The sequence below is a fragment of the Ruminococcus callidus ATCC 27760 genome (assembly GCF_000468015.1).
Lineage (GTDB): Bacteria > Bacillota > Clostridia > Oscillospirales > Ruminococcaceae > Ruminococcus_C > Ruminococcus_C callidus.
Genome location: NZ_KI260452.1, coordinates 41,994 through 49,233, shown reverse-complemented (window position 1 = coordinate 49,233; position 7,240 = coordinate 41,994). Strand labels below are relative to the sequence as shown.

Annotated in this window: 6 protein-coding genes; 2 read left to right on the top strand and 4 right to left on the bottom strand. The window is 51.9% G+C overall.

Annotated features, from left to right (window positions below; genetic code table 11):
- Positions 1 to 68 precede the first annotated feature (68 nt).
- Complete coding sequence (locus RUMCAL_RS14795; protein WP_021683020.1) at positions 69 to 593, top strand: peptidoglycan-binding domain-containing protein; 525 nt, start codon at positions 69 to 71, stop codon at positions 591 to 593.
- A gap of 50 nt (positions 594 to 643) precedes the next feature.
- Here the strand turns inward: RUMCAL_RS14795 and RUMCAL_RS11300 are convergent, their stop codons facing one another.
- The 4 genes from RUMCAL_RS11300 to RUMCAL_RS14790 form a co-directional block, all read right to left on the bottom strand.
- Entirely contained in the window at positions 644 to 1,120 is a 477-nt protein-coding gene (locus RUMCAL_RS11300; protein WP_021683019.1) for a hypothetical protein, read from the bottom strand.
- A 2-nt stretch (positions 1,121 to 1,122) separates the two neighbouring features.
- Complete coding sequence (locus tag RUMCAL_RS11295) at positions 1,123 to 2,193, bottom strand: branched-chain amino acid aminotransferase (RefSeq protein ID WP_021683018.1); 1,071 nt, start codon at positions 2,191 to 2,193, stop codon at positions 1,123 to 1,125.
- Positions 2,194 to 2,344: 151 nt separating this feature from the next.
- Complete coding sequence (locus RUMCAL_RS11290) at positions 2,345 to 2,611, bottom strand: hypothetical protein (protein ID WP_021683016.1); 267 nt, start codon at positions 2,609 to 2,611, stop codon at positions 2,345 to 2,347.
- 84 nt (positions 2,612 to 2,695) lie between these two features.
- Positions 2,696 to 3,721, bottom strand: coding sequence for a D-alanyl-D-alanine carboxypeptidase family protein (locus RUMCAL_RS14790; RefSeq protein ID WP_021683015.1), 1,026 nt, complete (start codon positions 3,719 to 3,721; stop codon positions 2,696 to 2,698).
- Positions 3,722 to 4,123: 402 nt separating this feature from the next.
- On the opposite strand from RUMCAL_RS14790, the gene RUMCAL_RS11275 reads away from it, so the two are divergent.
- Positions 4,124 to 6,949 carry a dockerin type I repeat-containing protein gene (locus tag RUMCAL_RS11275; protein ID WP_021683013.1) on the top strand — a complete coding sequence of 942 codons (2,826 nt, stop codon included), beginning with the start codon at positions 4,124 to 4,126 and terminating at the stop codon, positions 6,947 to 6,949.
- Positions 6,950 to 7,240 lie beyond the last annotated feature (291 nt).

The following is a 7,240-nucleotide window of genomic DNA, read 5'->3' as shown; positions in this document are numbered from 1 at the left end:
TGCCGAAAAATCTGACTACGCATCTTACGCACAAACTTTATTCAGTGTTTCCTTAAGGAGGGTGACACATGGCGTACACAGAGTTACAGAAGCAACAACACATTCGGGAATTACAGGGGTATCTCCACGGCATTTCCCACATACAGCAGCTGCCACATATAATACCGGACGGCATCTATGGAGAGAAAACCATTGAGGCAATACGGCAGTTCCAGCAGCAGAACCACATGCCGGCAACCGGTGAAACTGACACTGCCACATGGAACGCTGTTGCACAGGCATATTTGCAGGAGGTTCGTCCACCGGTACTGCATCTGGCACTGTTTCCCACCGGCATCACCGCCTACACGCTGGGCGATACGGGCGGTGCTGTTTTCGTGATACAAGGCATTTTGCAGGCAATTCAGAACAATTTTCCGAAGATCCCGCCGATCAGCAACAGCGGTGTATTTGACACTGCCACCCAGAATGCCGTGAAGCAGTTCCAAAGCTACACGCCGCTGCCGGCAGACGGTGTGGTAGATGCTGCCACATGGAATCATCTGCTGGCGGCACTGGACGCGGAGATCCGGAATTCTGCCGGCGTAGTATAAGACAGAAAAAAGGAGTTACCTTGCTTGAGAGCAAAGTAACTCCTTTTGTTTTACACGTTCAGAAAACGATATTCTTTGGAATAGGGCTTCACATGTGCAGGGTGCTCTGCGGCATATGCCAGCAGCAGCTTGCCCAAGCCTTCTTCCGCCAGAAATGTTTCCAGCTGCTCATCGGTATAGCGTTCCATGCCGGGACAATATCCCGCCACAGCGACACGCACATTGCCAGCCAAATCCCGCATCATGCGGAACGGCCAGACCTTGCAGTCAAAGGGCTTTTCCGACCCCATGGTACAGCCGGTTTCGCAGAGCATGGGACAGAAGAACAGTTCCTCGCCCCGCAGCGGCGGTGCCGCAAATGTCTGCTCCTCTCCCGCCGGAACCAGCTTCGGCGAAACACCCATACGGTGCATGGCTTCCACCGTTTCCTGCGGCAGTACCGGAAATTCCCACGTGTCTGTACAGTCAAACCCGCAGCAGAGCCGGCAGGCTGCACAGGTTTCGGGAGAAAGAATCTTTCGCAGCATGCTCAGTCGATCGGTACGATCCAGCCGAATTCGTCCGGAATCTTGCCCCACTGAATTCCAGTCAGGGTATCATAGATCATCTGGGAAACCGGTCCGATCTTGTTGTTGTTGATCGTCATGACCTTGTCGCCCCACTTCAGGTGACCTACCGGAGAGATGACCGCAGCGGTACCGGTACCGAATACTTCGGACAGCTTGCCTGCGTCATATGCATCGGCAATTTCCTGAATGGTGATGCGGCGTTCCGAAACCGGAATGCCCTTGGAACGGCACAGTTCCAGAGCAGACTTTCTGGTGATACCGGACAGAATGGAGCCGGTTTCCAAAGACGGTGTTACCACTTCGCCGTCAATGACGAAAGCGATGTTCATGGCACCAACTTCTTCGATGTACTTCTGCTCTACGCCGTCCAGCCACAGAACCTGCGAATAGCCCTGCTCATAAGCATCAGCCTGGCTGTGCAGAGAAGCCGCATAGTTACCGCCGGTCTTGGCATAACCCATACCGCCGCGGACAGTACGAACGTACTTGTTTTCTACGTAGATATTGACCGGATCCAGACCGGAAGCATAGTACGGACCGGACGGAGAAAGAATAATCATGAACAGATAGTGTTCACCCGGATGTACGCCGAGGAACGGATCTACTGCAAAAATAAACGGACGAATGTACAGGGAAGCACCTTCTGTGTGCGGAACCCAGTCCTTTTCCACAGAGATGAGTTCTTTCAGACACTGCAGTCCCAGTTCCTCCGGCAGTTCCGGAATGACCAGACGCTCGTTGGAACGGTTCAGACGCTTGAAGTTTTCGTCCGGACGGAACAGCTGTACACCGCCGTCGGCACGGCGATATGCCTTCAGACCTTCGAACACGGTCTGACCATAGTGCAGGCACATTGCAGACGGGCTAAGGGTAATATCACCATAGGGCATGATCACCGGATCGTGCCAGCCCTGTCCTTCATCATAGGGCATTACCAGCATGTGGTCAGTGAAGATATGACCGAATCCAAGCTTGCTCTCGTCCTTGGGTTTTTCTTTCGGACAAGTCGTCAGTTGTTTTTTGATTTCCATGTCAAAAACCTCTTTTTTGATAGTTTTGCCGCAAATCGCTGTGCGGTTGGACGGCTCTGCTACTATTATAGCACACTTTTCTGTATTTTGGAATAGTTTTTTGAAATTTTTTTTGGATTTTCGGATTCTTTTTTATGGTGCGGGGCAAAAGTCATTCTGCAAGTGGCGTTTTTTCCCTGCTCTTGTCCTTGAAATACGGTTCCAGTTCCACTTCCGAGTCAATATAAACGGAACGAATGTCATTGCTGTTATAAACCCGAATCATTTTTCCGTCCAGCCAATACCGCTGCATCAGCGAACCGTCCACATCTTCCAGCAGTTCGTCCTTGACCAGATGCGGGAGATGCGTTTCCAGTGCCCTGCACTGTTTCTGAAAGATCACTTCGTCTGCAATCGTGCAGATACTGTAATGGTACATTGCATCTGACCTCCATACTATAGGCAATACCGCACAAAAAATCTCCGCACCTCAGGGGCACGGAGATCTCTTACATATCTGTTATTAACCTTCCCAAGGTCCTGCATATTCCGACTGCACGCCCAGATATTCTTCCAGCGTCAAACCCTGCGACATGATCTCCTTTGCGGTATCCACGCCCACATAGCGGATATGCCACGGTTCGTACTGATAGCCGGTGATGTTTTCCTTACCGTCCGGAAAACGGATAATGAAGCCGTAGTCTGCACAATGCTCTGCCAGCCATACCGCTTCTGCGGTTTCACCAAAGGCATCATCAATGGTGTTGCAGTCAATGGTCAGTCCGGTCTGGTGCTCGGAATATCCCGGACGGGCGGAAAAGGTATCTGCCATTTCCCAGCCGTACAGATCGTTATAGTTGTTGTAGATCTTCACCTGATATGCATAATCGCGGAAGTCCGAACCGATATACAGGTTCAGATCCTCCTTGGCAGCGTCGGCTTTCATCTGTTCAAAGGCAGCCTTTGTGGTGGAATCCAGTCCCGGATCATAGCTTTCCGGCAAACCGTAGCTCTTGTTTACGATTAGGATCCCGTCTACGTAAGTGCAGCCGTCTTTCTGTTCCAGATGCCGGACTGTCACCGGAACGGTCTGGGCAATGGCATCATTTCCTTTTACAGAAACGGTGATGTCACACTTGCCCGCCCTGACACCGGTCACAGTGCCTGCATTGTCTACGGTTGCAACCGTTTCATCGCTGCTGCTCCAAAGGAGATCGCCGGCACTTGCCGCACCGGTGGTGGACATGTTCACCGCAATGCCGGCGGTACCACCCTCCAGCACTGCCAGATAAGTCTTGTCCACAGACAGATCCAGAATGTTCTCATTGGTGGTGGCAGTTTCCGATGCGGCAGTGCTCTGTGCAGAAGTGCCCTCCGCAGAAGCCACAACGCCATTGCCCTCCGGAATAATGCTGGTGCCCCGTTCATCGGAGAAGAACAGCAGCCGGACTGCAAATCCCAGAATGATAAACATCACGTATAATAACACTAAAATGACACCGATTCTGGAAAACTTGTCCCAGACGTTGTCTTTGGTTCGCCTTGCCATAACGACTTCCCTTTCTCTTTCTCATTTCTTTTCTCCGGTTTTCCTGCTTTTTCTCCAAATTGTAATAATTGCAACAAAAGCCGGTTCAAATCTTACAAAGCGGTTACATCTCTTGTATTATACCACACTTTCCCGCTCCTGTCATTTGACAAATTCCACAAATATCGTATCTCTAAATTGTGCGTTTTCAGCAATTTGTGCATTTTGTCAGAAAATTGCTCTTGTAAACTGCCAATCTGCACAAATTTTACGGCACATGTGATTTCATTCTTGAAAACCTGCACAAAGCATGCTATAATAAGTAAGAACGTGGACAGAAGGCTTACCAGACTGTCTGCAACAAAGGAACCGTGCGAGCCGAACTGCACGAACGGTTCGGGAATTTTTGAAAGGGGAAACTCCATGACCAAACAGAAAAAAATCATTTCCGTGCTCACCGCAGCCGCATTGCTGTGCACGGGAATCGGCACTGCCGGCATCAGCCAGCCGCTGACGGCATCTGCTGCGGACTCGATCGAATCCTCTATGGATTGGGATACACTGAACATTGCCGGCGGCGGCTTTGTTTCCGGTATCGTCACCGGTGACGATCAGATGTATGCCCGTACCGACGTAGGCGGTGCATACCGCTATGACTATGAACAGAAAAAATGGGTTCAGCTGCTGGACTTCTTGAACGAAGCTGACCGCGGCTTCCTGAGCGTTGATGCCATGTGCGTTGACCCCAACGATGACGACACCCTGTATCTGCTGTGCGGCTGTGCATATTTCAGCGATGCACGAACCGTCATTTTCCGTTCCCGCGATGCCGGCGAAACCTTTGAAGAGATCGACGTTACCGATCTGATTCAGGTACACGGCAACGGCTACGGCAGACAGACCGGTGAGGCAATCGCCGTGGATCCGGACAACCCGAATATCATCTACTGCGGCGGCGATGCCACTGCCGGCGATTCTGCCCTCATTATGAGTGAGGACGGCGGCGACACCTGGAGTCCGGTCATGGGCTATGATAAGCTGGGGCTGTTCGAATACAGCATCAAATGGCCGACCTGGACAGAGCATATGGTAAGATCTGTCGCAGATGACGAATACCTGAACGTCAATGGTATTGCTACGATTAAAATTACAGACGGCAAGGTCTACGTCGGCACTTCCGTCAAGGGCAAGGCAAACCTCCACGTGGCAGAAGTCGGCAGCGACGATTTCAAGCCCCTGAGCGAAGATCTGCCCACCGAGCAGATGCCCTCCAGAATCAATCTGGATCCGGACGGCAACCTGCTGATCACCTACATCAACGGTCTGATGTTCGACAGCGGCACTGGTTATGCTTATAAGTATAACCCCAAGACCGACGAACTGAAAGATATTACACCGACTACAACTTCCAACGGTACTGCCACAAAGCTGAATGTCGGTTATGGCGCAGTAGCAAGTGACCCGAAGGATGCCAACAAGCTGGTGGCAACCACTTGCGCACAGTGGTACTCCCAGTCTTGGACTGCTGATGCCTGGGACAGAGATGCCATTGCATGGGGCGACCGTTTCTTCAAGTCGGAAGACGGCGGCGAAACCTGGACAGAAATGACTCCCGGCAACACTGCATACTGGAATGGGCCGCTGATTGCAAACTATTTGCAGGACGGCGGTCACAGCTGGATTCGGGACAAGGCGATCCACTGGTCCGGCTGCATCGCACTGGATCCGAGAAACAGCGACCAGTTCTGGGTGGTTTCCGGTAACGGCGTTTTCACCTGTGAGGATACCTGGGCAGAATGCCCCACCATTCGCTTTGCCGCAGACGGCATTGAAGAAGTGGTATCTCTGGACTTCATCAGCCGTCCGGGCAAGGATCCGGTTTCGGTCATCGGTGACTATGACGGCTTCTATCACAATGCAGACGGCACTGCAACCCAGCTGACTCCCAGCATGAACAAGCTGACCAGCACCACTGCTTCTACTGCCGGTATTGCATACTGCCCGGCAAATCCGGACGTGATGGTACGTCTGTCTGAGGGCAGCGCACTGGGCTACTACACCACAGACGGCACCACATGGCAGGAGCTGCCGAACATTCCGTGCTCCGGTGCGAAGGCAGCCATCAACCAGCTGGAGGACGGCACCTACCGCATTCTGGTCAGCAGCAGCGGTAAGATCGCTTATACCGATGACTTCGGCAAGACCTGGAACACCGCTTCCACCAGCGACAGCTTGTCCAGCACCATCTGGATGTGCGTGGATGAAAAAAATCCGCAGTATGTCTATGCATACGGCTATTACTACAACTCCTCTTATTTCTACAGCAAGCCGAAGGCCGATATCACCGATGCTCGCTACATCCTGATGGTCAGCGATGACTACGGCAAGACTTTTAAGAACAACCAGACCGTTTGCCAGTACGACCAGTGCGACGGCGCATACCGCATTGCTTATCTGGACGAGGGCACATTTGCCATTGCAGCCGGCTACTACGGCGCATATCTGGTAACCGACTACGGCAAGACCATCACCAAGATGGACAGCGTCAGCTACTGCAAGACCATGGGCTATGGTGCAGCAGCAAAGGACGGCGATCCCTACACCCTGTATATGTACGGCAAGCCGGCAGATTCTGATCCGGAAGGCATCTATCGTTCTACCGACTGCGGCAAGAGCTGGGTACTCATCAACCAGAACCACCTGTACGGCGGTACCGGCAACGGTAACTATCTGGTCGGCGACATGAACACCTTTGGCACCGTTTATATGTCCACTGTCGGCTGCGGCATCGTAGTCGGCAAAGTCAACGGTTCTGAAGACCCGAAGCCGGTCACCACAGATACCACACAGACAACCAAAGCAACCACCACAACAACCAGCACCACAACCGTTTCCACAGCGGCTTCTACTAAGGATTCTGCTGCATCTACTACAATTGCTACCACGATCGTAACCACACTCCCCCAGACCACTGACTCCACCGGCGTTTCTACAACGGCTTCTGGCAAGAACACCGCCACAGTACCGGCAGGAGCAACACTCTATGGCGACACCAATCTGGACGGCAGAGTGGACATCACCGATGCAGTACTTCTGAACAAGGCAGCTGCCGGAGCAGTATCTCTGGCCGCACAGGCTGCAAAGAATGCAGACTGCAATGCAAACGGTGAAGTCGGTTCTGACGATGCGGTTTCCCTGCTGAAGTTCTTGGTACAGATCATCAAGAACCTGCCGGAAGTTGCAGAGTAATCCGAACAAATTTGCAATCGCGATCATAAAAAGCACTGCCCCTGTAAGCGTAATGGCTTACAGGGGCAGTTTGTTTTGGGGCATCATGTGTTGAAAAAAACGTTTGACAAACACCCAACGTTTATTCCGAAATAACCGTTCTGGTTTGCAGCTTCGGACAGTTATTTCCGTTTGCATTAACTGTCCAATTGGTTTCTCAACGAAATTCATACCATAATCAAAAGAGCAGATACCGCAAAGTACCTGCTCTTTTTTATCTTAGGGAAACACTGCATAAAGCCCGCCTGACGG

What these genes read in the sequence shown, in the direction of transcription:
- RUMCAL_RS11300 (WP_021683019.1), bottom strand. Translation starts at nt 1,120, where the DNA reads ATGCTGCGAAAGATTCTTTCTCCCGAAACCTGTGCAGCCTGCCGGCTC.
- RUMCAL_RS11290 (WP_021683016.1), bottom strand. Translation starts at nt 2,611, where the DNA reads ATGTACCATTACAGTATCTGCACGATTGCAGACGAAGTGATCTTTCAG.
- RUMCAL_RS11275 (WP_021683013.1), top strand. Translation starts at nt 4,124, where the DNA reads ATGACCAAACAGAAAAAAATCATTTCCGTGCTCACCGCAGCCGCATTG.
- RUMCAL_RS14790 (WP_021683015.1), bottom strand. Translation starts at nt 3,721, where the DNA reads ATGGCAAGGCGAACCAAAGACAACGTCTGGGACAAGTTTTCCAGAATC.
- RUMCAL_RS14795 (WP_021683020.1), top strand. Translation starts at nt 69, where the DNA reads ATGGCGTACACAGAGTTACAGAAGCAACAACACATTCGGGAATTACAG.
- RUMCAL_RS11295 (WP_021683018.1), bottom strand. Translation starts at nt 2,193, where the DNA reads ATGGAAATCAAAAAACAACTGACGACTTGTCCGAAAGAAAAACCCAAG.